Annotated in this window: 21 protein-coding genes and 1 tRNA gene; 12 read left to right on the top strand and 10 right to left on the bottom strand. The window is 75.0% G+C overall.

Annotated features, from left to right (window positions below):
- Positions 1-115 precede the first annotated feature (115 nt).
- The 6 genes from BM142_RS12005 to BM142_RS11980 all read right to left on the bottom strand — a co-directional run bounded on the left by BM142_RS12005 (position 116) and on the right by BM142_RS11980 (position 7508).
- Positions 116-1807, bottom strand: coding sequence for a serine/threonine-protein kinase (locus tag BM142_RS12005; protein WP_092198634.1), 1692 nt, complete (start codon positions 1805-1807; stop codon positions 116-118).
- Positions 1807-3252 (bottom strand): peptidoglycan D,D-transpeptidase FtsI family protein, encoded by a 1446-nt coding sequence (locus BM142_RS12000; protein ID WP_092198631.1) that lies wholly within the window; start codon positions 3250-3252, stop codon positions 1807-1809. The genes BM142_RS12005 and BM142_RS12000 overlap by 1 nt, the downstream gene beginning before the upstream one ends.
- Positions 3249-4664: an FtsW/RodA/SpoVE family cell cycle protein gene (locus BM142_RS11995; protein WP_092198628.1), complete on the bottom strand. Its 1416-nt coding sequence runs from the start codon at positions 4662-4664 to the stop codon at positions 3249-3251. The genes BM142_RS12000 and BM142_RS11995 overlap by 4 nt, the downstream gene beginning before the upstream one ends.
- Complete coding sequence (locus BM142_RS11990; protein ID WP_092198625.1) at positions 4664-6052, bottom strand: PP2C family protein-serine/threonine phosphatase; 1389 nt, start codon at positions 6050-6052, stop codon at positions 4664-4666. The genes BM142_RS11995 and BM142_RS11990 overlap by 1 nt, the downstream gene beginning before the upstream one ends.
- A gap of 73 nt (positions 6053-6125) precedes the next feature.
- Positions 6126-6590 (bottom strand): FHA domain-containing protein FhaB/FipA, encoded by a 465-nt coding sequence (locus BM142_RS11985; protein WP_092198622.1) that lies wholly within the window; start codon positions 6588-6590, stop codon positions 6126-6128.
- Between the two features lie 84 nt (positions 6591-6674).
- Entirely contained in the window at positions 6675-7508 is an 834-nt protein-coding gene (locus BM142_RS11980) for an FhaA domain-containing protein (protein WP_092198618.1), read from the bottom strand.
- Between the two features lie 177 nt (positions 7509-7685).
- On the opposite strand from BM142_RS11980, the gene BM142_RS11975 reads away from it, so the two are divergent.
- Positions 7686-7768, top strand: a tRNA-Leu gene (locus BM142_RS11975).
- A gap of 177 nt (positions 7769-7945) precedes the next feature.
- Positions 7946-9268, top strand: a complete 1323-nt coding sequence (locus BM142_RS11970) for a wax ester/triacylglycerol synthase domain-containing protein (RefSeq protein ID WP_092198615.1) — start codon at positions 7946-7948, stop codon at positions 9266-9268.
- A 12-nt stretch (positions 9269-9280) separates the two neighbouring features.
- Here the strand turns inward: BM142_RS11970 and BM142_RS11965 are convergent, their stop codons facing one another.
- Both BM142_RS11965 and BM142_RS11960 read right to left on the bottom strand, forming a co-directional pair.
- On the bottom strand, positions 9281-9712 hold the full coding sequence (locus tag BM142_RS11965; RefSeq protein WP_092198612.1) for a DUF1707 SHOCT-like domain-containing protein: 432 nt from the start codon (positions 9710-9712) through the stop codon (positions 9281-9283).
- Between the two features lie 90 nt (positions 9713-9802).
- Positions 9803-10960 carry an acyl-CoA dehydrogenase family protein gene (locus tag BM142_RS11960; protein WP_092198610.1) on the bottom strand — a complete coding sequence of 386 codons (1158 nt, stop codon included), beginning with the start codon at positions 10958-10960 and terminating at the stop codon, positions 9803-9805.
- 91 nt (positions 10961-11051) lie between these two features.
- Here BM142_RS11960 and BM142_RS11955 point away from each other — a divergent pair, with 91 nt between their 5' ends.
- The 7 genes from BM142_RS11955 to BM142_RS11925 all read left to right on the top strand — a co-directional run bounded on the left by BM142_RS11955 (position 11052) and on the right by BM142_RS11925 (position 16949).
- Entirely contained in the window at positions 11052-11513 is a 462-nt protein-coding gene (locus BM142_RS11955) for a GNAT family N-acetyltransferase (RefSeq protein ID WP_092198608.1), read from the top strand.
- Between the two features lie 94 nt (positions 11514-11607).
- Positions 11608-12513 carry an aldose epimerase family protein gene (locus BM142_RS11950; protein ID WP_092198605.1) on the top strand — a complete coding sequence of 302 codons (906 nt, stop codon included), beginning with the start codon at positions 11608-11610 and terminating at the stop codon, positions 12511-12513.
- Position 12514: 1 nt separating this feature from the next.
- The gene (locus BM142_RS11945) at positions 12515-13246 is read left to right on the top strand and encodes an MOSC domain-containing protein (RefSeq protein WP_092198602.1); all 732 of its coding nucleotides are present in this window, start codon (positions 12515-12517) and stop codon (positions 13244-13246) included.
- A 5-nt stretch (positions 13247-13251) separates the two neighbouring features.
- Entirely contained in the window at positions 13252-13467 is a 216-nt protein-coding gene (locus BM142_RS11940; RefSeq protein ID WP_092198599.1) for an RNA-binding S4 domain-containing protein, read from the top strand.
- 73 nt (positions 13468-13540) lie between these two features.
- Entirely contained in the window at positions 13541-14977 is a 1437-nt protein-coding gene (locus BM142_RS11935) for an RNB domain-containing ribonuclease (RefSeq protein ID WP_092198596.1), read from the top strand.
- A complete protein-coding gene (locus BM142_RS11930) occupies positions 14974-16176 on the top strand; it encodes a pyridoxal phosphate-dependent aminotransferase (RefSeq protein ID WP_092198593.1) in 1203 nt (400 codons plus the stop codon). The genes BM142_RS11935 and BM142_RS11930 overlap by 4 nt, the downstream gene beginning before the upstream one ends.
- Positions 16173-16949 carry a carbon-nitrogen family hydrolase gene (locus tag BM142_RS11925; protein WP_092198590.1) on the top strand — a complete coding sequence of 259 codons (777 nt, stop codon included), beginning with the start codon at positions 16173-16175 and terminating at the stop codon, positions 16947-16949. The genes BM142_RS11930 and BM142_RS11925 overlap by 4 nt, the downstream gene beginning before the upstream one ends.
- 24 nt (positions 16950-16973) lie before the next feature.
- Here BM142_RS11925 and BM142_RS11920 read toward each other — a convergent pair whose 3' ends face one another.
- Positions 16974-17339: a DsrE family protein gene (locus BM142_RS11920; protein WP_092198587.1), complete on the bottom strand. Its 366-nt coding sequence runs from the start codon at positions 17337-17339 to the stop codon at positions 16974-16976.
- Positions 17340-17419: 80 nt separating this feature from the next.
- Here BM142_RS11920 and BM142_RS11915 point away from each other — a divergent pair, with 80 nt between their 5' ends.
- Both BM142_RS11915 and nhaA read left to right on the top strand, forming a co-directional pair.
- Positions 17420-18064, top strand: coding sequence for a TetR/AcrR family transcriptional regulator (locus BM142_RS11915; protein WP_092198584.1), 645 nt, complete (start codon positions 17420-17422; stop codon positions 18062-18064).
- A gap of 10 nt (positions 18065-18074) precedes the next feature.
- Entirely contained in the window at positions 18075-20711 is a 2637-nt protein-coding gene (gene nhaA, locus BM142_RS11910) for a Na+/H+ antiporter NhaA (RefSeq protein WP_139228867.1), read from the top strand.
- Between the two features lie 6 nt (positions 20712-20717).
- On the opposite strand, the gene BM142_RS11905 is transcribed toward nhaA, so the two are convergent.
- Positions 20718-21500, bottom strand: coding sequence for a DUF2382 domain-containing protein (locus BM142_RS11905; RefSeq protein ID WP_092198581.1), 783 nt, complete (start codon positions 21498-21500; stop codon positions 20718-20720).
- A 141-nt stretch (positions 21501-21641) separates the two neighbouring features.
- Between BM142_RS11905 and BM142_RS11900 the strand changes: the two genes are divergently transcribed.
- Positions 21642-23162, top strand: a complete 1521-nt coding sequence (locus BM142_RS11900; protein ID WP_092198578.1) for a CYTH and CHAD domain-containing protein — start codon at positions 21642-21644, stop codon at positions 23160-23162.
- Positions 23163-23231 lie beyond the last annotated feature (69 nt).

Genomic DNA, 23231 nt, shown 5'->3' with positions numbered 1-23231 from the left:
AGGGCCTCGGCGAGCGGGCGGATCCCCCGCCAGGCGGGGGCTCCAGCGGGCAGGGAGCCGTCGGCGAGCCTAGTCGGTCGGCCCGGCGTTCCCGGGGAGGCGGAGACGGCCACGATCACGGCGCACCGTCCTCCCCAGCAGCCTCAGGATCGGCGGTTCCCGTGGGCGTGGAGGGGCCTCCCGTCGGTTCGGGCGGCCCGGACGTGCCCTGCTCCACGCGGGTCGAGGTCGATGTGCCGGCGCCCGTGTCGTTGCCCGTGGGGCTCTTGCTCGGGGGCGTGGAGGGGGCGCTGGAGGGCGGGGTGGTGGGTGCGGCCGAGGTCTCGGGCGCGGGCGGCTCCTCCTCCTCGTCGTCCTCCTCCGGGGCATAGGCATCCTCGGCGACGTACAGGGTCACCTCGGTCTCCGCGCGCACGGTCCCGGTGGGGCTCAGGTCCGCCACGTCGCCGGCGTCCAGCGGTTGCCCGGCCGCAGCGAGCTGGGTCGCGTCGGCGGCCACCGGGTCCAGGACCACGAGGCCTGCCTCCTCCAGCTCGGCGCGGACGTCCTCGACCGGGCGGCCGACGTAGGCGGCCGGGTCCAGCACCACGTCCGCGGGGTCGGCGGAGGTGGAGACCGAGGACGTGGTCGGGGCGGCACTGGTCCCGTCGTCGCCCCGGTCGCCGCTGGTGAGCAGGTACCAGGCGCCGCCACCGAGCAGCAGCACCAGGGCCAGTGCGGCCCCGAGCCAGGCCCACGTCCGCCGCCGGTCGCGGCCGTCGGGCCGGTCCCCGTCGGCGTACCAGTCGTCGTCCTCCGGCGGTGCCTGCAACGGCGGCATGGGCCCGGAGGTGCCGGTCCGCGGGCCCCCGGTCCCGGCCGCCGTCCCGGGGCCCGTGGCCGGAATGACCTGGGTACGGGCCTCCGCCAGCCCACCGGCCGCCACCACCTGGGTCGGCGCGGTGGCCGGCCCGGCGACCGGCGTCAGGGTGCCGCCGGAGGCCACCCGGCGGATCGCCTCGGCGAACGCGCCGCCGTCGGGGAACCGGTCGCCCGGGTCCTTCGCCAGCGCGCGCTCGACGAGGAGCCGCACGGCGGGGGGCACGTGGGCCGGGAGCGGCGGCGGGGGCCGGTTGATGTGGGCCAGGGCGATGGCGACCTGGGAGGCCCCGTCGAAGGGGCGGGCACCGGTCAGGCACTCGTAGGCCACGACCCCGAGGGAGTAGACGTCGGAGGCCGCGGTGACCTCCATGCCCTGCGCCTGCTCGGGCGAGAGGTACTGGGCCGTGCCCACGACCATGCCGGTCCGGGTCAGCGGGGTGGCGTCGCGGGCCTGGGCGATGCCGAAGTCGGTCAGCTTCACCACGCCGTCGGGGCGGACGATCAGGTTGCCCGGCTTGATGTCGCGGTGCACGACGCCGGCGCGGTGGGCCGCCGACAGCCCGTCGGCCGACTGGCTGAGCACGTGCAGCGTCCAGTCGACGGGGAGCGCGCCCTCCTCGTGCAGGATCTGGACCAGCGGCTGGCCCTCGACGAACTCCATGACGAGGAACGCCAGCTGCTGGGTGCCGGTGTCGTCGACCGTCTCGCCGTAGTCGAACACCGAGGCGATGTTCGGGTGCGTGAGCGCCGCGGTGTGCCGGGCCTCGTTGCGGAAGCGGGCCAGGAAGCTCGGGTCGCCGGTGAACTCGCTCTTGAGCACCTTGGCCGCGACGATCCGGTCGAGGACCTGGTCGCGGGCCTTCCAGACCTCGCCCATCCCGCCGACGGCGATCGGCGCGGTGATCTCGTAGCGGCCGGCGAGCAGGCTCCCGGTGGACAGCGCCATCAGCCGCCCTGCCCGTCGAGGTAGGCCTGGATGACCTGGCGGGCGATCGGCGCGGAACGCTCGCCGCCGGTACCGCCGCCGTTGGCCACGAACACCGCGACGGCGATCTGCGGGTCGTCGGCCGGGGCGAAGCCCATGAACCAGGTGTGGTCGGCGACCTCGTCGCTCACCTGTGCCGTCCCGGTCTTGCCGGCGACCTGCACGCCGGCGATCCGCGCGGCCCGGCCCGACCCCTCGGCGACGACGCTGGTCATCATCTCGGTGAGCTGGTTCGCCACCTCTTCCGAGATCGGCTCCCGCCACACCTCCGGCTCGGTGGAGTCGATGACCGTGAGGTCGGGCGCCTGCACCTGGTCGACCAGGTACGGCTTCATGAGGACCCCGTCGTTGGCCACCGTGGCCGCGATCATCGCCGCCTGCAGCGGCGTCATCCGGACGTCGCGCTGGCCGATGGCGGTCTGGGCCAGCGCGGCGTCGTCCACGATGTCGCCGATCCCGCTGGGCGCCACCTGGAGCGGGATCTCGAACCCCTCGCCGTCCAGCCCGAACGCCTCGGCCATCTCCCGGACCCGGTCCTCGCCGAGCTCGATGCCCAGAGCGGCGAAGGCGGTGTTGCAGGAGATGGTCAGCGCGTCGATGAGGGACTGCTCGCCGCTCGGGCTGCACGCCGAGCCGCCGAAGTTGGGGATCGTCCGCGAGCTGTCCGGCAGCGGGAACTCCTCGGGCGCCGGGACCACCGACTCGGGGGTGAGCCCGTCCTCCAGCGCGGCCGCGGCCACGATCACCTTGAACAGCGAGCCGGGCGGGTAGTTGTCGCCGATGGCGCGGTTGAGCCGCGGGTCGCGCTCGGCCGCCTCCAGCTCGTCCCAGTAGGCCCGGATCGCGGCCGGGTCGTGGCTGGAGAGCAGCGTCGGGTCGTAGCTGGGGGTGCTGGCCATGCCCAGGATGGCGCCGGTGTCCGGGTCCAGCGCGACGACCGCGCCGGTCACGCCCTCGAGGCCGGCCATGGCGGCCTCCTGGACGGCGGGGTCCAGGGTGAGGACGACGTCGCCGCCGGCCGGGTCCCGGCCGGTGAACATGTCGGCCAGCCGCCGGAGCGCCAGCCGGCCGTCGGAACCGGCGAGGACGTCGTTCTCGACGCGTTCGAGCTGGGAGTTGTTGTAGATGAGCGAGTGGTACCCGGTGACCGCCGCGTACAACTCGCCCTGCGGGTACTGGCGGAGGTACTTCAGCCGGCCGTCGGTGGGCACCGACTCGGCGACCGCGGTGCCCTCCACGACGATCGCGCCGCGCTCCCGGTCGTACTGGGCGGCCAGCACTCGTGTGTTGGAGGTGCGGCTGCGCAGATCGTCGGAGCGGACGACCTGGATGTAGTTGACGTTGAGGATCAGCAGCGTGAACAGCACGAGCACGCTGATGGCGACCTTGCGCAGCGGCGCGTTCACGGCGTCACCACCTCGGTGGGGGCGTCACCGAGCCGCACCGGCGGGGCCGCGTGCGGGGTGGCCGGCCGTCGCGCGGCGTCGCTGATCCGGACCAGCACGGCCACCAGGACGAAGTTGGCCACCAGGGAGGAACCGCCGTAGGCCAGGAAGGGCGTCGTGAGCCCGGTGAGCGGCAGCAGCCCGGTGACACCGCCGAGCACGACGAAGACCTGCCAGGCGACGGCGAAGGCCAGCCCGGCGGCCAGCAGCTTGCCGAAGGCGTCGCGCACCACGAGGGAGGTGCGCAGGCCGCGCTCCACGAGGATCAGGTAGACGATGATCACCGCGACGAGCCCGAACAGGCCGAGCTCCTCGCCGACCGCCGAGGCGATGAAGTCGCTCTTGGCCACCGGCACCTGGTCGGGGCGCCCGCCGCCGAGGCCGGCACCGAAGATGCCCCCGGTGCCCAGCCCGAACAGCGACTGCACGAGCTGGTAGCCCGCGCCGTCCTGGTAGGCGAAGGGGTCCAGCCAGGTGTCCACGCGGGCCCGCACGTGCCCGAAGATCTGGTAGGCCAGGAAGGCCCCGCCGGCGAAGAGACCGACGCCGATGAGCAGCCAGCTGGACCGCTCGGTGGCCACGTAGAGCATCACCACGAAGATGCCGAACAGCAGCAGCGAACTGCCCAGGTCGCGTTCGAAGACCAGCACGAGGATCGACAGGATCCAGGCCACGAGCACCGGGCCCAGATCGCGGCCCCGGGGGAGCTCGATGCCGGCGACCCGCCGGCTGGCCAGCGCCAGGACGTCGCGCTTGTCGACCAGGTAGGCGGCGAAGAAGACGATCAGGCAGATCTTGGCGAACTCGCCCGGCTGGATGGAGAAGCCGGCCACCCGGATCCAGATCTTGGCGCCGTTGACCTCCGACATGGAGGCCGGCAGCAGGGCGGGCAGTGCCAGCAGGGCGAGCCCGGCCAGCGCCAGGGTGTAGGCGTAGCGCGACAGCGTGCGGTGGTCGCGCACGAACACCAGGAACGCCACGAACAGGGCGACGCCGAGGGTGGCCCAGACGAGCTGGACCGGGGCGTCCTCGCGGGTGATGTCGCTCTCGACCTGCTCGGCGGCGAGGTCGAGGCGGTGGATCACGGTCAGCCCGAGACCGACCAGCAACGCCACCGCCGGCAGCAGCAGGGGATCGGCGTAGGGCGCCCACCGGCGGATCACCAGGTGGGCGACGACCCAGAGAGCGGTGATCCACGCGCTGAAGCCGGCCATCTCCGGCCGCAGCGAGCCGGTGATGGTGAGGTCGACGATGGCCTGCGCCACGACCGTGATCAGCACGGCGAAGCCGAGCAGCGCCGCTTCGGTGTTCCGCCGCCGCGGCGGGTCGCCGGCGACGGCGGCGGACCGGGGATCGGTCGCCGGGCCGGCCATCAGCCGGCCTCCCGGCAGTTCTCCCCCGGCTCGGACGACGCCGTGGGCCGGGCCGACGTCGTCGGTGCCGGATCGCCGTCGCCGGCAGCGGGCTCGGTGGGGACCGGCGCACCCGGCGTGTCGGCGGGCGCGGGCGCCGTGGGCGTGGCCGTGGCGGGCTCGGGTTCGGGTGACGGGCACAGGGGCAGCCGCTGGTCGCGCAGCCGGGACAGGATCTGGGCCGCGTCCCGCTCGTCGTCGGCGGTGATCCCGCCGCGGACCCGGGTGCGCGCGGCGGGCGTGAGGTCGGCGACCGACATGCCGCTGACGTGGTCCAGCTCGAAGAAGTCGAAGCCGACCAGCGAGACGTCCAGGCCGCGGAAGACGGCGACCTCTTCCTCGTCCCCGCTGGCGTCGACACCGACGAACCAGTGGCCGAGGGCCCACACGTACGTACCGACAGCCCCCGCGACGAGCACGACGAGGGCTGCCACCGCCACCAGGAGAAGTCGCAGCGGGCGGCGGCGGGCGGAGGGGCCGCCGCCCGTCGGCGGTGTGCTGGGTGGTGGGGACGGTGGATGGGGATCGGCGAGTGCGGCCCGGCCGGCGGCCGAGCGGTTGTCCACCTCGCGCTGGCCGATGTTGTCCCCGGCAGCGCCGTCGATGACGGGGTCCACCCGGCCGCGGCCGCCGCTCTCCTCGACGACGTCGGCCACGATGACGGTGATGTTGTCCGGGCCGCCGCTGCGCAGGGCGAGCTCGATCAGCCGGTCCGCGGTCGACTGCGGGTCCGGGTCCTCGAGTGCGGAGGCGAGGGTCTCCTCGCTGACCACGCCCGAGAGGCCGTCGGAGCAGAGCAGGTAGCGGTCGCCGTCCCGCGCCTCGCGCATCGAGAGGTCGGGCTCGACCTCCTGCCCGTTCAGGGCGCGCAGCAGCAGTGACCGCTGGGGGTGGCTGTTGGCCTCCTCCGCGGTGATCCGGCCGTCGTCGATCAGCGTCTGCACGAACGTGTCGTCGTGGGTGATCTGGGAGAGCTGGCCGTCGCGCACCAGGTAGGCCCGGGAATCGCCGACGTGGCACAGCGCGAGCCGGCCGCCGGCGAACAGGATCGCGGTCAGCGTCGTCCCCATGCCCTCGAGCTGGGGGGATTCCCGGATGACCTCGCGCAGGTGCTCGCTGCCCTCGAAGACCGCCTCGCGCAGGGCCTGCAGCATGTCACCGGAGGGGGTGTCCTCGTCCAGGTGCTCCAGCGCGGCGATGACGACCTTGCTGGCGACGTCGCCCGCCGCGTGCCCGCCCATGCCGTCGGCGACGGCGAGCAGGCGGGGGCCGGCGTAGACGGAGTCCTGGTTGTTGCCGCGGATCAGGCCGCGGTCCGAGCGCGCCGCGTACCTCAGGACGAGGCTCATGCATCCACCTCGCTGGCGCTCGGGGGGCGTGTGCGCCCGATGGCTGTCCTTCTGACGGAGCCGGCACGTGTGCTCACGTGCGCAGCTCCAGGGCAGTCTGCCCGATGCGGATCGGCTGGCCGGGACCCACCAGCAGGGGGCCCTGCACGCGCTGCTGGTCGAGGTAGGTGCCGTTGGTGGATCCGAGGTCCTCCACGTACCACTGCCCGCCGCGGTTGGTCAGGCGGGCGTGGCGGGAGCTGGCGAAGTCGTCGGTGAGCACCAGCGTCGAGTCGTCGGCGCGGCCGATGAGGATCGGCTGGTCGCCGAGGGTGATCTTCGTGCCGGTCAGGGGCCCGGCGGTGACCACCAGGGTCTTGGGGCTGCGCTGGCCGCGCTTGCGACCGGTGCTCGCGGCCGCCCGGGGCGGCACGGAGGCCACCCGCCCGGTGCGGCCGCCGAACAGGTCGGCGCGCACCACGCGGAAGGCCGCGAAGATGAACAGCCAGAGCAGCAGCAGGAACCCGAAGCGGAAGGCCTGCAGCACGATCTCGCTCACGGGCCCGCCCCGCCCGCGGACGCCGCGCGCACTGCTGGGTCTCCGGGTGCGCTCGCGAACCCGGTCACGGGAGGACCAGCCCGATCACTGGCCGTCCTGCCGGTAGACCAGCACCGAGTGGCCGATCCGGATGACGTCGCCGTCCGACAGCGCGTGCCGGGTGACGCGACGGCCGTTCACCAGCGTGCCGTTGGTGGAGCCGAGGTCCTCGACGGTCGCGGTGCCGCCGTCGAGGACGACGTCCACGTGCTTGCGGCTGACCCCGGTGTCGGGGAGGCGGATGTCGGCCTCGGTGCCGCGGCCGATGACGTTGCGGCCGGTGGTGAGCTCGTGCCGGGTGCCGGGGCCGTCGACGACGAGGACGTGGGTGACGCCGGGGCGCTGGCCCGCGCGGCCGCTGAACGAGGGCCCCTGCTTGCCGGTGTCGGTGGCCACCCGGCCGCGCAGCGGCGGGAGCGGGGGCAGCGGGGGGAGCGGCGGGTGGGCGCCGGTCACCGGACGCGGGGGAGCGACCGCCGCGACGTCGTCCCGGGACGGCGGGCGGGCGGGGTCGGCCACGTGCGAGCTGACCTCGAAGACGCCCGTCGGCAGGTCGGTGTCCTGCTCGAGGTGCACGGTCACCTTGTCGAAGACCTGGTAGCCCTCGTCGTCGATGTGCTCGGTGACCATGTCGGCCAGCTCGCCGGCCAGCTGGTCCGACCACTGGCCGAGGTGCTCGAAGTCGGTGGGCCCGAGGGTCACGACGTAGACGTTGGGTGCCAGGACGCGGCCCTCACCCATGATCGACCGCTGCTCGTCCGCCTCGCGCTGCAGCGCCTTCGCGATCTCGGCCGGGTGCACCTTGCCCTTGAAGAGACGGGCGAACGCCAGCCCCACCATGCCCTCGAGGCGTCGCTCGAAGCGCTGCAGCACGCCCACAGTCGCTCCTTTGCGCTCGGCTGGTCGTCCCGTCTTCCCGCCAGTGATCGTAGCCGGGACGTGCCCGGCGGACCGGCCGCCAACCCGCGACTCCCCGCACACAGTTGACACGGACGGGCAACGACCCACCCCCCGGCCGGGCTACGGCGCCCCGACTGCTAATCTCGTCGAGCGCCAGGGCAAGTGGCGGAATGGCAGACGCGCACGGTTCAGGTCCGTGTGTCCGAAAGGACGTGGGGGTTCAACTCCCCCCTTGCCCACCCAGTTCGACCAGGAGCGGCCGGTCACCCGGCCGCTCTTCTGCGTTCCGGGTGCGCCGCCGCGGGACCTCCGTCGGTCCACCGCGGGCAGTTCGTGCCTGGTGGCTCAGTGGTCCACCGGCGAGGGTCGGCCGGTGTCGCGCCGAGGTCGGCGCACCGTCGGACGCGGAGGCACCCATGGGTCGTCGTCCCATGACACCGCAGGACAGCATCTGGCTCGAGCTCGACCGGCCGGACAACCTCATGGCCATCACGTCCGTCCTGTGGACGACGACGCCGGTGGACCCGGATCGACTGCGGGCGCTCCTGGTCGAGCGCGTCGTCGACCGGTATCCGGTCTTCCGGCAGCGGCCGGTGCTGCACCGAGGACCGGTCCGATGGGGGCACTGGGCCGACGACCCCGACTTCGACCTCGACCGGCACGTCCTGGTCGAGGAGCTGGCGGCCGGTGCGGACCGAGCGGCCCTCGAGGACTACGTGGCCGCGCAGCGCAGTGTTCCGCTCGACCGTGCGCACCCCCTCTGGACGGTCCACCTGCTGCAGGGCTACCGCGGCGGCAGCGCGCTGGTCCAGCGGTACCACCACGCCATGGCCGACGGCGTGCGCCTGACCCAGGTGATGCTGGGCATCCTCGATCCGCTCGACCCCGACGGCGCGGAGATCGCGCTGCCCGCACGGGTCGGCGGGCGAGCACCCGTGCACCGCGGCAGCCGGCGGACCGGTCCGGTCGTGGGCCTCCTGCACACGGCCGGCAGCGCGGTGAAGATCGGGCTGTGGTCCAACCCGGGCTCACTGCTGGACGGTCGGGTCGGCGTCGAGAAGACCGCGACCTGGAGCGATCCCGTACCACTGGCGGCGCTCCGGGGCATCGCCGACCGGGCCGGAGCCAGCGTCAACGACGTCTGCACCACGCTGATCTGCGGGGCGGTGGCCCGCTACCTGGAAGACGCGCCGCCGGAGCGCAGGCTGGTGCCGGGCGATGACGACCTCGCCTGGATGGTGCCGGTCAACCTCGACCCGGCGAGCCCGCTGCCGCCGACCGGGCTGGGCAACCACTTCGCCCTGGTGCTCGCGGTGCTGCCGCACGGACCCGCCGCGTTCACCGACCGTCTCCCCGAGGTGCGCCGTCGGATCGCCCGCATCAGGGACAGCTGGGAGCCGCTGATGAACTTCGGGCTGCAGCGCGGCATCGCCCTGAGCCCGTCGCTGGTGGGGACCGCGGTCAGCCGCCTGCTGGCCGCCAAGGCCGTCGGGGTGCTCACGAACGTGCCGGGTCCACCGGCCCCCATGGCGCTCGCCGGCGCGCGGGTGGCCGGGGCGGTGGGCTGGGCACCCTGCAGCGGGGATCAGAGCCTGACCGTCTGCGTCTTCAGCTTCTCCGGCGAGGTCACGGTCGGCTTCGGCACCGACCGGACCGTGCTGCCCGACCCGGAGAGACTGGTGGCCGCCTTCCACGCCGAACTCGCCGGGGCGCAGCAGCAGGTGCCGGCTCCCGGCTGAGCGGAACGGGTGTCAGCGGTCGTCCCGGCCGCGGGTGAGGGTCTGGGCGAGGAGGACCGCACCCCACGGGCCGATCACCCAGACCGGCCAGAAGTACAGGAACTCCCAGCTGGCCAGCGAGGTCGCGGCCCAGATGGTGAGCACGATCAGCGACGTGGTCACCCAGGACCGCCACGACTGCGGGTCGCCGTCCCACCCACCGTGCCGGCGGGCCGGTGCGGATCCGCCGACGGCCGGCAGCGGGTCGGGCCGGACGGCCGGGGCGGCCGTGGGCAGGTCGGCCGTGAGCTCGGCCAGTTCGCCGTAGGTCTTCGCCGCGTACGCCCGGGCCAGCCGCTCGTCGTACTCGGCCACGGTCAGCCGTCCGGCGGCCATGTGCCGGCCGAGGACGTCGGCGACGGCGGCACGGTCGGTGTCGGCGGCTCGCAGGTGGGGCTCGGGCATGGCTGCTCTCCTGGTGCGGGAGCCCCCAGTCTCGTCCGGACCGGCCCACCGGGTCCACTGACGGACGTCACGGTTCCGCCGTCCGGAGGATCAGCCCGCCGCCGCCTCGCGGGCCAGCGCCTTGCCGATGACCATCCGCTGGATCTGGTTCGTCCCCTCGAAGATCTGCATGACCTTCGCCTCGCGCATGTAGCGCTCCGCGGGGTGGTCGCGGGTGTAGCCGGCGCCGCCCAGCACCTGGACCGCGTCGGTGGTCACCTTCATGGCGGCGTCGGTGGCCACCAGCTTGGCGATGCTGGCCTGCCGCCCGTACTCCTTGCCGGCGTCCCGCCGCCGGGCGGCCACCAGGTACGTCGCGCGGGCGGACTCCACGGCGGCGGCCATGTCGGCGAGCAGGAACGCCACCCCCTGGTGGTCGATGATCCGCCGGCCGAACGCCTCCCGTTCCCCGGCGTACCGCACGGCGAGGTCGAGAGCGGACTGGGCGAGCCCGACGGCGACGGCGCTGACGCCCAGCCGCCCGGAGTCGAGCGCGGCCAGCGCGATCGACAGCCCGCGGCCGCGCTCGCCGACCAGCCGGTCGGCGGGGACGGGGACGTCGTCCAGCCGGATCGCGGCCGTCGTGGAGCCGGTCAGGCCCATCTTCTCCTCGGGGCGGGCGGGGGAGAAGCCGGGCAGGTCCGGGGTCAGGTGGAACGTGGAGATGGCGCGCTCCCCGTCGTCCGGCGTGCGGAGGAACGTGGAGTAGAAGTCCGCGTGCCCGCCGTGGGTGACCCAGGCCTTCTCGCCGTTGGCCACCCAGCCGTCGTCGCCCACCTTCGCCGTGGCCCGCATCGCGGCCGGGTCCGAGCCGGCGTGCGCCTCCGACAGGCAGTAGGCGCCGAGCAGCTGCCCGCCCACCATGTCCGGCAGCAGGTCCCGGCGCTGGGCCTCGGTGCCGAAGCGGTCGATCGGGAAGCAGGCGAGGGTGTGCACGCTGACGCCCAGAGCGACGCTCGCCCAGCGGGCGGCCAGCTCCTCGACGACCTGCAGATAGACCGCGTAGGGCTGACCGCCGCCGCCCACGTCCTCGCCGAACGGCAGACCGAGCAGCCCCGCCTCCCCGAGGGTCCGGAACACCTCCCGGGGGAAGCGCTCCTCGCGCTCGTGCTGCGCCGCCTTCGGCGACAGCTCGGCGTCGGCCAGCTCGCGGGTGAGGGCCAGCAGGTCATGGGCCTCGGGGGTGGGCAGTTCGCGGTCGACCGGCACGGTGCTCCTCGGATCAGGCGGTACCCAGGACGGTACGACGCCGTCGGGGCGGGATGCCGGTCGGCGGGAGGGCGCTTGGCAGGATCCCCCCGTGCAGATCCAGCGGGCGGCCTGGGACGACCCGGACGTCCAGCGGCTGGCGACCGACCAGCAGGTGGAGGTGCGGGCGCGGTACGGCGGCAAGGACGAGCCCGGCACGCACCCGTCGGCGGCCGACGTCACCGTCGTCCTCGTCGCGCGGGAGGAGGACGGGACGCCGCTGGGCTGCGGCGCCCTGCGGGTGCTCGGCGACGGCGTGGCCGAGGTCAAGCGCATGTACGTGGTGCCCGCCGCCCGTGGCCGCGGCGTCTCCCGCGCGGTGCTCGCGGCCCTGGAGGAGGCCGCCGCCGAACGCGGGTGGACCACGCTGCGCCTGGAGACCGGCCCGCTGCAGCCGGAGGCGATCGGGCTGTACACGTCGGCCGGCTACCGGGCGATCGATGCCTTCGGGGCCTACGTCGGCGATCCGGACGCCGAGCACTCGCTGTTCTTCGAGCGCCTGCTCGACCGATAGCGCCCGGGCACGCCCCGGCGCGGTTCCCCCGGACCGGATACCGACGTCGATGCGCATGCGGGCGCTCCCGATGCCCGTGTGGTGAGCTGAGGCCATGAGTGATCCGGACGCCGAACCGGAAGTGCGGCTGAGCAGCGGGGACGCCGAGCTCGTCGTCGACCTGCGCGGGGGCGGCCCGCGCCGGCTGACCACCGGCGACTGGGAGGTCCTCGACGGCTACCCGGCGGGCACGGTGCCGGCCGGCTGGAACGGCGCCGTCCTCGTGCCCTGGCCCAACCGGCTGCGGCACGGGCGGTGGACGTGGAAGGGCGAGCCGCTGCAGCTCGACGTCCGCTCGCCGGAGGAACCGCACGCCATCCACGGGCTGGCCTGCTGGCAGCGGTGGACGGTGCTGGACGCCGAGGCCGACCGGGTCACCGTCGCCACCAACGTCGAGCGGCACCCCGGCTACCCCTTCCGGCTGGCCGCGGCGGTGGAGTACCGGCTCTCCGCCGGGCAGCTGGCGGTCACCGTCGAGGTCGCCAACCTGGACACGGTGTACGCCCCGGTCGGAGTCGGCATGCACCCCTACCTGGCGTTCGGCACCACCGGGGACGGCGGGGTGCGCGACGTCGAGCTCTCCGTGCCGGCCAGGACCGAGCTCGTCGTCGACGGGGGCCTGCCCACCGGCGAGCGCCGCCCGTTCGACGGGGCGGTGGGCCGGATCGGCGACCGGGAGCTCGACGTGCCGCTCACCGACCTGGTCCGCGACGAGGACGGCTGGGCGCGGGTGCGCGCCGTCGGCCCGGCCGGGGCGGTGGAGCTCGCCGTCGACGACGCCTGGCCCTGGCTGCAGGTCTACAGCGGCCACCACCTGCCCCCGGGCCAGTACCGCCGCAGCCTCGCCGTCGAGCCGATGAGCTGCCCGCCGAACGCCCTGGCCGACGGGCACGACCTGGTCGTCCTGGACCCCGGCGAGCTGTGGGTGGGCCGCTGGACGCTGGCCTGGACGGCGGCCTGACGTGCGGGTGCTCGAGCTCTGGCGCTACCCGGTCAAGTCGCTGCAGGGGGAGCGGCTGACCGAGGCGGAGATCGGCCCCCTCGGGATCCCCGGCGACCGCGGCTGGGCGCTGTTCGACCGCGACACCGGCCTGGGCCTCACCGCCCGCCGGGTGCCCGAGCTGCTGTTCGGGGCGGCCCGGCTGCGGACCGGCGGCGGTGTGGAGGTCGTCCTGCCCGACGGCACCGTGACCACCGACGAGGGTGCCCTCTCCGCCTGGCTGGGCCGCCGGGTGGAGCTGCGCGCGGCGCCCGGGGACGGCGACGTCGTCCCCACCTACGAGGCGCCGGTGGACGAGGAGGTACCGGACCCGGCGGAGTGGCTGCAGTGGGAGGGCGCCCCGGGGCCGTTCCACGACAGCCCGCGCATCCGGCTGTCGCTGGTGTCGACGGGCACGCTGGGCAGCTGGGACCGGCGCCGGTTCCGGGCCAACGTCGTCCTCGACGGCGAGGGCGAGGACGGGCTGAACGGTCAGGAGGCCGACCTCGGCACCGCCCGGCTGCGGCTGGGCGTGCCGATCCCGCGCTGCGTGATGACCACCCGCCCGCAGCCGGGCGGCCTCGCGCGGGACACCACCGTGCTGAAGACGATCCACCGCGAGCGCGACGGACTGCTCGCCGTCCGGGCCGCCGTCCTGTCCGACGGCGTGGTCCGCACCGGTGACGCGCTGGTCCCCGTCGGGTCGGCAGACTGACCACCATGCGCACCGTCGAGCTCCGCCCCGGTGAGGACACCATCCGGCTCGGCCAGCTGCTCAAGCTCGTCGACGCCGTCCCCACCGGCGCTCAGGTGAAGGACGTGCTGTTCTCCGGCACGGTGCGGGTCAACGGGGAGCCCGAGGAGCGGCGCGGCCGCCAGCTGCGCCGCGGCGACGTCGTCTCCGCCGACGGCATGGAGGACGTCCGGATCGCGTAGCGCGCCTGCTCCCACCGGCCGTGCGGAGGGCCGTCGTTCCACGTGGAACCGTCCGCTCTGCCAGGCTCCCTGCATGGTCCGTGCCCCGATCCGCGTGCCCCGGTGGCCGGCGGCCGCCGGGGAGGAGCCGGACTTCGCCGCCATCCGCGCCGAGTTCGACGTCCCCGAGGAGTTCCCGGCCGCGGTGCTCGCCGAGGCCGAGCGCCGCGCGGCGCAGCCGCGGCTGCCCGAGCTCGACGCCACCGACCTCCCGCTGGTCACCCTGGACCCGGTCGGCAGCCGCGACCTCGACCAGGCGGTGCACCTCGCTGCCCGGGGCGACGGCTACCGGGTCAGCTACGCGATCGCCGACGTCGGCGCGGTGGTCGAGCTCGGGGGCGCGCTGGACGGGGAGGCCCGCCGGCGCGGGCAGACGCTCTACAGCCCCGACTCCCGGACGCCGCTGCACCCGGCGGTGCTCAGCGAGGGCGCGGCCAGCCTGCTGCCCGGTGAGCTGCGCGCCGCCGCGCTGTGGACCGTCGACCTCGACGGCGACGGGGAGCCGGTGCGGGTGGACCTCCGCCGGGCGCGGGTGCGCAGCCGCGCGCAGCTGGACTACCCATCCGTGCAGGCGCAGGCCGACGCCGGCACGCTGCCCGGGCCGCTCGCCCTGCTGCCCGCCGTCGGTGCCCTGCTGCAGCGGCGGGCCGCCGAGCGCGGCGCCATCGAACTCGGCACGCCCGACCAGGAGGTGCAGGCCACCCCCGACGGCGGGTGGACGCTGGTCCTGCGCGGTGATCTCCCGGTCGAGGACTGGAACGCCGAGATCTCGCTGCTCACCGGCCGGTGCGCCGCGATGCTGATGCTGGACGGTGGCGTCGGCCTGCTGCGGACGCTCCCGCCCGCCCGGCCCCGGGACGTCGACCGGCTGCGGCTGCTCGCCCCCGCGCTCGGGGTGGACTGGCCCGACGGGGCGGGTCCGGGCGCCGTCATCGCCGGGCTCGACCCGTCCCGCCCGGGCCACGCGGCGTTCCTCGAGGAGGCGGTCACCCTGCTGCGGGGGGCGGCCTACACCGCGTTCGACGGTCCGCCGCCCGACGAGCCCGGGCACGGCGGGGTGGGTGCGCCGTACGCGCACGTGACCGCGCCGCTGCGCCGGCTGGTCGACCGGTTCGGCACCGAGGTCTGCCTCGCCCTGGCCGCGGGCCGCGAACCGGATCCCGGGCTGCGGGCCGCGCTGCCGGAGCTGCCCGCGCTGATGGCGGCCTCGGACCGGCGGACCCGGGACGTCGAACGCGCGGTGCTCGACGCCACCGAGGCATGGCTGCTGCGCGGCCGGGAGGGACAGCTGTTCTCCGCCGTGGTCGTCGACGCCGAGGACGGCCGGGGCACCGTCGTGCTGGACGACCTGGCGATCCGGGGACGCTGCACCGGCGAGCAGCTGCGCCCGGGCACGCGGGTGCGCGTGCGGCTGGAGCAGGCCGACGTCGCCGGCCGGACGGTCCGCTTCGCGCTGGAGGGAGCGGCATGAGCCGCGTCCCGCACCTCGCGGCCCGGTTGCAGGGCTTCGGGACGACGGTCTTCGCCGAGATGAGCGCCCTCGCGGTGGCCACCGGGTCGGTCAACCTCGGGCAGGGCTTCCCCGACTACCCCGGCCCGCCGGAGGTGCTCGACGTGGCCCGGGCGGCGATCGGCACGGCCGCCGACCAGTACCCCCCGGGACCGGGCATCCCCGAGCTGCGCACCGCCGTCGCGGAGCACGTCCGGCGGTTCCGCGGGCTGGACCGCGACCCCGGCACCGAGGTCCTCGTGACCGCCGGCGCCACCGAGGCGCTGTCGGCCACCCTGCTCGCGCTGCTGGAGACCGGCGACGAGGTCGTGCTGTTCGAGCCGATGTACGACTGCTACGCCGCGGGCATCGCCATGGCCGGTGGCGTGGCCCGCCCCGTGCCGCTGCACCCGCCGGCCCCGTCGTCCCCCACCGAGCCGTCCGGCCCCTGGACGTTCGACCCCGACGACCTGCGGACAGCGATCACGGCGCGCACGAAGGTCCTGCTGCTCAACACCCCGCACAACCCGACCGGCAAGGTCTTCACCGGTGCGGAGCTGGCGCTGCTGGCCGAGCTCGCGGTGGCGAACGACCTGCTGGTGCTCGCCGACGAGGTCTACGAGCACCTGGTCTTCGACGGGGGGCAGCACCTGTCGATCGCCACGTTCCCGGGGATGGCCGAGCGCACGCTCGTGGTCGGCAGCGCGGGGAAGACCTTCAACGTGACCGGCTGGAAGATCGGCTGGATCTGCGGGCCGGCGCCGCTGGTCGCCGCCGTCCGCACCGCCAAGCAGTTCCTCACCTACGTCAACGGCGGCCCGTTCCAGCCCGCCGTCGCCGCGGGGCTGGGGCTGCCGGACGAGTACTTCGCCGCCGCTGCACGCGACCTCCAGTACCGCCGGGACGTCCTGGTGCAGGGGCTCGCCGCGGCCGGGCTGCCGGTGATCAGCCCGGCGGCCACCTACTTCGCGACCGTGGACGTGCGGCCGGTGCAGCCCGACGGCGACGGCCTGGCGTTCTGCCGCACGCTGCCGGAGCGGGCCGGCGTCGTCGCCGTGCCGACCGTGGTCTTCTATGCCCCGGAGCACGCGCACCTGGGCCGGCACCTGGTGCGGTTCGCGTTCTGCAAGAGCGACGCGGTGCTCGGGGAAGCGGTCGAGAGGTTGGGGAGGCTGGCGTGAGGATCGCCGCGGTGCAGCACGACATCGTCTGGGAGGACCGGGACGCGAACTTCGATCGGCTCGCCCCGCAGGTCGCGCACGCCGCCGGGGCGGGGGCCGAGCTCGTGCTGCTCACCGAGACCTTCAGCACCGGGTTCTCCATGACACCCGGGATCGGCGAGCCCGAGGGGGGTCCCTCGGCGCGCTTCCTCGCCGGGCAGGCCGCCGAGCACGGCGTGTGGATCGGCGGCAGCTGTCCGGAGATCGCCGGGGGAGAGGCAGCGCTGCCCTACAACTCCTTCGTCCTCGCCGGGCCGGACGGCACCGTGCACCGCTACCGCAAGCTGCACCCCTTCACCCACGCCGGCGAGCACGAGCGGTTCTCGGCGGGCGAGGGCCCGGTCACCGTCGAGGTCGGCGGCCTGCGGATCACGCCGTTCATCTGCTACGACCTGCGCTTCGCCGACGTGTTCTGGGCGGCCGCACCGCACACCGACGTCTACCTGGTGCCGGCCAACTGGCCGGCCGCCCGCCGGACCCACTGGCAGACGCTGCTGCAGGCCCGGGCGATCGAGAACCAGGCCTACGTGGTCGGCTGCAACCGGGTCGGGACGGCCGGCGACGGCACCGAGCACGCCGGCGACAGCCGGATCATCAGCCCGATGGGGGAGCTGCTGGCCACCGCGGCCGGTGTCGAGACGATGGTGCTGGCCGACGTCGACCCGGCCGAGGTGGCCGGCACCCGTGACCGGCTGCGCTTCCTCCCCGACCGCCGCGGCGCGAGCAACAGCTGACAGGGCGTCAGCAACTGGAGGTCGTCAGTAGCTGAAGGTCACCGCGCCCTCGTCGCCGATCCAGTTCCACATCGGCACGGTGCCGCCGAGCTCGGCGCCGGTGATCAGGTCGCCCTTGTCCAGGCCCTTGGCGTCGAAGCAGATCGGGCACACGAGGTAGCTGCCACCGGCGGCGACGTAGCGCTCCATCAGCGAGCGCAGGGGCGGGCACCCCTCGCAGGCGGTGCCGGTGGCCACGCCCTCCAGTGCGACGCGGACCGCCTCCTTGGTGAGGAACATCAGGGTCTGACGGCCGGTCTCGGCCGCCCCGACCGCCACGAGGAACGCCACGGTGACCTTCTCCGCGTCCTCCAGCCCCGTCGTCAGGCTGATCACTGCCTTCTGTGCCATGGCCGTTCTCCCTCCGGACGCCGTGCGGTGAGCCGCACGGACGCCGCAGAAAGTACGACCGATCGTGCTAAGTTGTCTGCATGCCCGTGCCCGCCGTCCAGCCGCCCCTGGCGCGCCGTGCCCGAGCCGACGGGGAACGGACACGGCGAGCGATCCTGCGGGAGGCGGTGTCCCTCGCGACCGTGGACGGGCTGGAGGGTCTGTCCATCGGCAACCTGGCGGGGGCGCTGGGCATGAGCAAGAGCGGCCTCTACGCGCACTTCGGGTCCAAGCAGGAGCTGCAGCTGGCCACCGTCGACGAGGCGGGCACGATCTTCCGGGACGAGGTGATCGCGCCCGCGCTGGCCGCACCGGCCGGCCGGGACCGGCTGGTCGCCGTCTGCGACGCGTTCTTCGACCACCTGGCCCGCCGGACGTTCCCCGGCGGCTGCTTCTTCGCCGGGGCAGCGCTGGAGATGGGCACCCGCCCCGGGCCGGTGAAGGAGAAGGTGGCCGACTTCCAGACCGGCTTCCTCCAGCTGCTGCACGGGTTCGCGGCGGACGCGATCGGGACGGGGCAGCTGGCCTCCGACGAGGACCCCGGGCAGCTGGCCTTCGAGCTCAACGGCACCATCCTCGCCGCGGCGGCCACCTTCGTCCTGCAGGACGATCCGGGTGCCCTCGGGGTGGCCCGTCGGGTGGTCCGCCGGCGGCTGGGTCTCCCGCCGGAAACATCGAGGTCCTAGCGTTCCGCGGGTGACCGTCATCGCCGGCGCCAGCCGCTCCGGGTCAGGGCATCTCGCCGCGCAGCTGTCGGCACCCGCCCGGCGGCTGATGCGTTCCGGCGTCGCGGGGGCCGGCCTCATGGTCCTGGCCACCGTGGTGGCCCTGGTCTGGGCGAACTCGCCGTGGGGCGGCGCGTACGAACGGCTCTGGCACACCGAGCTGAGCCTCCGGTTCGGCAGCGCCGAGCTCGCGATGGACCTGCAGCACTGGGTCAACGACGGCCTGATGGTGTTCTTCTTCTTCCTGATCGGGATGGAGGTGCGCCGCGAGCTGTCCATGGGGGAGCTGGTCCAGCGCAGCCGGCTCACCGTGCCCGCGCTCGCGGCGGTGGCCGGCCTGGCGATCCCGGCGCTGCTCTACCTGGCCATCAACGCCGGCGGGGAGGGCGCGGTCGGGTGGGGCATCCCGATGGCCACCGACACCGCCTTCGTCCTCGGCGCGCTGGCGCTCTTCGGCCGGAACACCCCGATCCAGCTGCGGGTCTTCCTGCTGTCGCTGTCGGTGGTCGACGACATCGGCGCCCTGAGCGCGATCGCGATCTTCTACTCCGACGAGATCGACCTGGCCGCCCTCGGCATCGCCGGGCTCTGCGTGCTGGCGTTCATCGGGCTCTCCCGCCTGCAGGTCTGGCGGGGCCCGGCCTACTTCGCCGTCGGTGCGGTGATGTGGGTGGCCATGTACGAGTCCGGCGTGCACGCCACGATCGGCGGTGTCGTGCTCGGGCTGCTGGTCAGCGCCTACCCGCCACGGCGGGCCGAGGTCGAGCGGGCGGGATCGCTCGCGCGGGCGTTCCGGCAGTCCCCGGAACCGGCGCTGGCCCGCGAGGCGAAGCTGTCGGTCGAGCGCGCCATCTCCCCGAACGAGCGGATCGGCGCCGTCCTCGTCCCGTGGAGCAGCTACGTCGTCGTCCCGGTGTTCGCGCTGGCCAACGCCGGCGTCCGGCTCGACGCCCCGCTGCTCGAGCGCGCCCTCACCTCCCCCGTCACCATCGGCGTCTTCGTCGGCCTGGCGGTCGGCAAGCTCGTCGGCGTCGGGCTGGCCGCCACCCTCGCCGTCCGTGCCCGCCTGGGTGCGCTGCCGCCCGGCATCAGCCTCGGCGCCGTGTGGAGCGGCGCCGCGCTCACCGGGCTCGGCTTCACCGTCTCGCTGTTCGTCACCGACCTCGCGTTCGACGACGAGCTGCTGAGGGAGGAGGCAACCGTCGGGATCCTGGCCGCGGCCGTCGTCTCCACGGCGCTCGGCGCGCTCTTCTTCCGGCTGCTCGGCCGGGGCGGGGCAGCACCGGTTCGGCCGTCCCTGCTCGACCCGCCGGTCGACCCGGGCGTCGACCACGTCCGCGGTCCGGTCGACGCCCCGCTGACGGTCGTGGAGTACGGGGACATGGAGTGCCCGTTCTGCGGCCGGGCCACCGGAGTGGTCGCCGAGCTGCGCGACCGGTTCGGCGACGACCTGCGCTACGTGTTCCGGCACCTGCCGCTGGTGGAGGTGCACCCGCACGCCCAGCTGGCGGCGGAGGCCGTCGAGGCGGCGGGTGCGCAGGGCCGGTTCTGGGAGATGCACGACCGGCTGTTCGCGCACCAGGACGCGCTGGAGGCACCCGACCTGCTCGACCACGCCGCGGCCCTCGGGCTCGACCTGGAGCGGTTCGCCCGCGAGCTGGGCGACGGCACCTACGCCCAGCGGGTGCGCGACGACGTGGCCGGGGCGGAGGCCGGCGGGGTGGAGGGGACGCCGACGTTCTTCGTCAACGGCGTCCGGCACCAGGGGCGCGCCGGCACCGACGAGCTGGCGGCGGCATTGCTCCGGTCGGACCCGCGGGGGACGCCGGCCGCGCGCGCCGCCGGGGTTCCCGACGGCCGGGCGCCCCGCCGTCCCCCGGCGCCCCAGTCGCCCCCGGTCCGGCTGCCCGCCGTCGAGGGGCCGGACGGGCCCGCCGATCCGGCCGGGGTCACGCCGCTGCTCGACGCGCGCCAGCTCGCGGTCCTGCGGCGGGCCGGCCGCCGTCGACGGACGCGGGCGGGCGAGGTCCTGGTCCGGGGCGGCGCCGCCGAGTGGGACTTCGTCGTCGTGCTGGCCGGGACGGTGGCCGTCGTCGAGAGCGGCGCCCGGGACAGTGCCCCGGACAGTGCCCCGGACGGCGCCCCGCAGCGGGTGATCTCACGGGTGGGACCGGGCCGGTTCCTCGGCGGGCTGAACATGCTGGCCGGTCAGCGCGCCGTCCGGTCGGTGGTCGTGGAGGAGCCCGGCGAGGTGGTCACGATGGGCGTCCGACGGCTGCGGGAGGTCATGGCGGCCGACGGGGAGCTGGCCGACGTGATCGTGCGGGCGTTCCTGCTGCGGCGGGCCATGCTGATCGAGAAGGCGTCCGGGCTGCGCGTGGTGGGGGACCGGGCGTGGCCGGCCAGCGTCGCGCTGCAGGCCGTGCTGGACGAGCACGGGATCGTCCACCAGTGGCTGGATCCGGCGGAGGACGAGGCCGCACGGTCCATGCTCGCCGACCTCGACGCCCTCGACCAGGAACGGCCGGTCGTCGTGGCCGCCGACGGGCGCGTCCTGGTCGACCCCGGGCCCGACGAGCTGCTCGGGGGCGCCCGGGCGCCCGGCTGAGGCGCCTCAGGTCCGGCGCGGACCGGGATCCTCGTCGACGGTGATCCGCTCGCGCTGCACCTGCCCGGTCACCGTCTCCTGCCCCGGCACGACCTCGGTGCGGATGCGCACCCGCTCGATCGCCTCGACCTCGACGGTGACCACCGGGCGCTCGGCGTGCAGCACGACCTCCTCCGGCAGGCCGGCCGGCGTCCCCGGCGCGGACGGACCCTCGGCCACCAGGGACTCGCCGCGGCCCGGGTCGGCCGGGGCGTCGATCGGCACCTGCTCGAGCCGGACCTCCTCCCGGCGGACCGGGACGGTGATCTGGACCTCCTCGGTGACCACGTACTTCACCAGCCGCGCCCGGGTGGTCGGGATGCGCTCGGTGCCCACGACCAGCCGCTCCTCGCTGCGGGTCATCGCACCGTCGTGGGTCATCGCACCGTCGTCCGGACCTGCCGCGTGGCGCCCTGCCGCGGAGGGCTCGCCCGGGGTGGCGGCCCCGCCGGCGTAGTGCCGGCGCAGCTGCGCCTCGTCGTCCGGCGTGAGGTGCGCACCGCCCAGGGGCGGGGAGTTCCGGACCGCGTCCGCGGCGACCGGGAGGCGCAGCGCGCCCTCGGTGAAGGTGGCGTCCAGCGCGGGGACCACGGACTGCCGGGTGCCGAAGAGCCCCGTGGTGACGGCCACCCAGGACGGCTCGCCGGTGCGGTCGTCGACGTAGAAGTGCTCGACGGTGCCGATCTCCTGGCCGTTCGCGTCGTACGCGGTGCTGCCGATGGCGGCGGTCACCGCCCGCTCGTCCAGCATGGGCACGTTCCTTCCCCAGGGGCCTGCCGTCGACCGGCCGTCGGGAGGTGCGGTGCCCAGCCGGGGTCGCCGCCGAACATGCGCGGCACCTAGGTTCGTCGGGGTGCGTCCGCGCCGGCGGACGCCAGGCGGGAGGACGGCGTGACCAGCGGGCACCTCGAGATCGAGGCGAAGTACGACGTCCCGGAGGGTTTCGAGCTCCCCGCCCTCGACGGGCTGGCCGGTGTCCCGGAGGTCGGCGAGCCGGTGCAGCACGACCTGGAGGCCGTCTACCACGACACGTCGGACCTGCGGCTGCTGCGCGCGCGGGTGACGCTGCGACGGCGGACGGGCGGTCCCGATGCCGGCTGGCACCTCAAGCTGCCTGCCGGCGCGGCCCGCAGGGAGCTGCACGCACCGCTCGGCCGGGCGGTGAAGAAGCCGCCGCGGGCGCTGGCCGCCCCGGTCACCGGCATCCTGCGCGGCGCCCCGACGTCCCCGGTGGCCACGCTGCGCACCCGCCGGGTGGTCAGCCGGCTCAGGGACGGGGACGGGCAGGTGCTGGCCGAGGTGGCCGACGACCACGTGACGGCGACCGTGCCGGCCGTCGTGCCCGGGGAGCCGATCGAGGTGCACACCTGGCGGGAGATCGAGGTCGAGCTCGGGACGGGGGACGAGGAGCTGATGGCGGCGGTGGCCGAGCGGCTGCTCGCGGCCGGCGCCCGGCCGGCGTCGTCGGCGTCCAAGGTCGGCCGGGTGCTGGCCGGCCGGCTCGCGACCACCGGCCGACCGCAGCCGGAGCGGCGGAAGAAGGGACCGCGGGCGGGGGAGCTGGTGACCGCGGCCCTCGCGGACCAGGTGGGCCTGCTGCAGGCCGCGGACGTCGCGCTGCGCACCGACCAGCCGGACGCCGTCCACCAGCTGCGGGTCGCCGCCCGCCGGCTGCGGAGCACGATGGCCGCCCTCCGCACCGTCCTCGACCGGCAGGCGACCGACCCGCTCCGCGCGGAGCTCTCCTGGCTGGGTGGCGAGCTGTCCCGGGCACGGGACGACGAGGTGGCCCTGGCGCACCTGCGGGAGCTGGTCTCCCAGCAGCCCGTCGAGCTGGTCCTCGGGCCGGTCGAGGCGCGGCTGAGGGAGATGCAGGCGGCGGGCGAGCAGGCCGGCCTCGACCGCGCCCGGGCCACGCTCTCCGACCGGCGGTACCTGCGGCTGCTCGACGCCCTGCACGGCCTGGTCGCCGACCCTCCGCTCACCGAGCGGGCCGACGAGCGGGTCGAGCCGGTGCTCCGCGACGCCGTCGGCCGCTCGGTGCGCCGGCTGCGCCGTCGGCTGAAGGAGGCCGAGCGCGCGCCGGAGGACGACGAGCCGTTGCACCGGGTGCGGAAGGCGGCCAAGGGGGTCCGCTACGTCACCGAGATCGCCCGCCCGGAGCTCGGCGGCGCGAAGGACATCGTGCGGGTGGCGAAGCGGATCCAGAAGGTGCTCGGGGTCCTGCAGGACACCGTCGTCACCCGGGAACTCTGCCTGCGGGCGGGCGCGGCCGCGGTCGAGGACGGCGAGAACGCGTTCACCTACGGGCTGCTGCACGCCCTCGAGCAGGCCCGGGCCGATCGGGCGCGGCAGGAGTTCTGGTCCGGGGAGCCCGGGCTCCGCCGGGCGCTGAAGCGCGCCGCGCGGTAGCGGGCCTGCGCGGTTCCGCGCCCCTCCCTGGGAGAGTGGCGCCGTGACGGGCGCCGGACGACGGGTGGG

The organism is Blastococcus tunisiensis (genome assembly GCF_900112815.1).
In the GTDB taxonomy this organism is placed as follows: Bacteria; Actinomycetota; Actinomycetes; order Mycobacteriales; family Geodermatophilaceae; genus Blastococcus_B; species Blastococcus_B tunisiensis.
The sequence above is the reverse complement of the archived record's forward strand: the minus strand, read 5'-3'. Positions and strand labels throughout refer to the sequence as shown.

Bases quoted from the DNA above. Each gene is read 5' to 3' on its own strand.
- BM142_RS12005 (WP_092198634.1), bottom strand. From the start codon at position 1,807: ATGGCGCTGTCCACCGGGAGCCTGCTCGCCGGCCGCTACGAGATCACC.
- BM142_RS11995 (WP_092198628.1), bottom strand. From the start codon at position 4,664: ATGGCCGGCCCGGCGACCGATCCCCGGTCCGCCGCCGTCGCCGGCGAC.
- BM142_RS11990 (WP_092198625.1), bottom strand. From the start codon at position 6,052: ATGAGCCTCGTCCTGAGGTACGCGGCGCGCTCGGACCGCGGCCTGATC.
- BM142_RS11970 (WP_092198615.1), top strand. From the start codon at position 7,946: ATGGGTCGTCGTCCCATGACACCGCAGGACAGCATCTGGCTCGAGCTC.
- BM142_RS11965 (WP_092198612.1), bottom strand. From the start codon at position 9,712: ATGCCCGAGCCCCACCTGCGAGCCGCCGACACCGACCGTGCCGCCGTC.
- BM142_RS11950 (WP_092198605.1), top strand. From the start codon at position 11,608: ATGAGTGATCCGGACGCCGAACCGGAAGTGCGGCTGAGCAGCGGGGAC.
- BM142_RS11940 (WP_092198599.1), top strand. From the start codon at position 13,252: ATGCGCACCGTCGAGCTCCGCCCCGGTGAGGACACCATCCGGCTCGGC.
- BM142_RS11935 (WP_092198596.1), top strand. From the start codon at position 13,541: ATGGTCCGTGCCCCGATCCGCGTGCCCCGGTGGCCGGCGGCCGCCGGG.
- BM142_RS11930 (WP_092198593.1), top strand. From the start codon at position 14,974: ATGAGCCGCGTCCCGCACCTCGCGGCCCGGTTGCAGGGCTTCGGGACG.
- BM142_RS11920 (WP_092198587.1), bottom strand. From the start codon at position 17,339: ATGGCACAGAAGGCAGTGATCAGCCTGACGACGGGGCTGGAGGACGCG.
- BM142_RS11915 (WP_092198584.1), top strand. From the start codon at position 17,420: ATGCCCGTGCCCGCCGTCCAGCCGCCCCTGGCGCGCCGTGCCCGAGCC.
- BM142_RS11905 (WP_092198581.1), bottom strand. From the start codon at position 21,500: ATGCTGGACGAGCGGGCGGTGACCGCCGCCATCGGCAGCACCGCGTAC.